The organism is Bacteroides sp. HMSC067B03 (assembly GCF_001811315.1).
GTDB classification, from domain to species: domain Bacteria; phylum Bacteroidota; class Bacteroidia; order Bacteroidales; family Bacteroidaceae; genus Bacteroides; species Bacteroides faecis.
In genome coordinates this window covers 1-828 of sequence record NZ_KV804492.1, presented here as the reverse complement: position 1 = coordinate 828, position 828 = coordinate 1, and the positions used below count along the sequence as shown (strand labels likewise).

General features: G+C 33.3%; 1 protein-coding gene. It reads right to left on the bottom strand.

The window, feature by feature from the left end; translation table 11 throughout:
- Positions 1-163 precede the first annotated feature (163 nt).
- On the bottom strand, positions 164-828 hold a 665-nt coding region (locus HMPREF2794_RS29190), incomplete at its 5' end, for a hypothetical protein (protein ID WP_210403608.1).

The following is an 828-nucleotide window of genomic DNA, read 5'->3' as shown; positions in this document are numbered from 1 at the left end:
GTATAAAAGCGTCATTGACTATTGCCAAAAAGTCTCTTGAAGTATACCTTACAACAGGTATACGTTTATACAAAGAATCGCTAGAAGACACTTGACAATAACAAGTCCCATGTAAAGAGAAAAGAATCAAGAAAAGAATTAATATGTTCTTCATATTTAAGTTCTATTTATGGTCCAATATATAAAATTTTCGCGTTGTTTTAGTTTCCAGTTCACTTTTTGTCAAATGGCCTATTTCACCTGTCACAGAATCATAATACTCAAAATAACCATTCATACTGTTATTTACACCCGTAATAACAACATCGTGCAATTGCTGATATTCGATACCATCTACGGTATTTTGCTGTATTATTAATCGTACACAAACAGGTTTACCGAGAACTACCGGTTTGGTTATTTCAGACACTTCACTTGCTATTGTTACATCAAAATAATCATCCAAAATATTTCCCAGTAACTCATCACTTATCACATATCTATTAATCTTATTATCTTTATATTTTTTTAGATCGGAAGTAATGGACGATACAGATAAATCTACACCTAACATTATTCCAGCATTGGCTATTGCAGCAACAACACACTCTCCATCATTAAGATGTATTAAATTGGGATTACCATCATCATCAGAACTTACATTTCCACCACTTCCTCCTCCATAATAACCAGTATCATAATAGCCATAATAACCATAATAGCCATAGCCTGGATTCCCATTAATCCCTGGATTTCCATTATAACCTTGTTGACCATTAGAATAAGGATATCCACCATTAGGATTTTCCAAAGGACCATTAGGAAATATAGGCCAAAAATCTCCTCCAC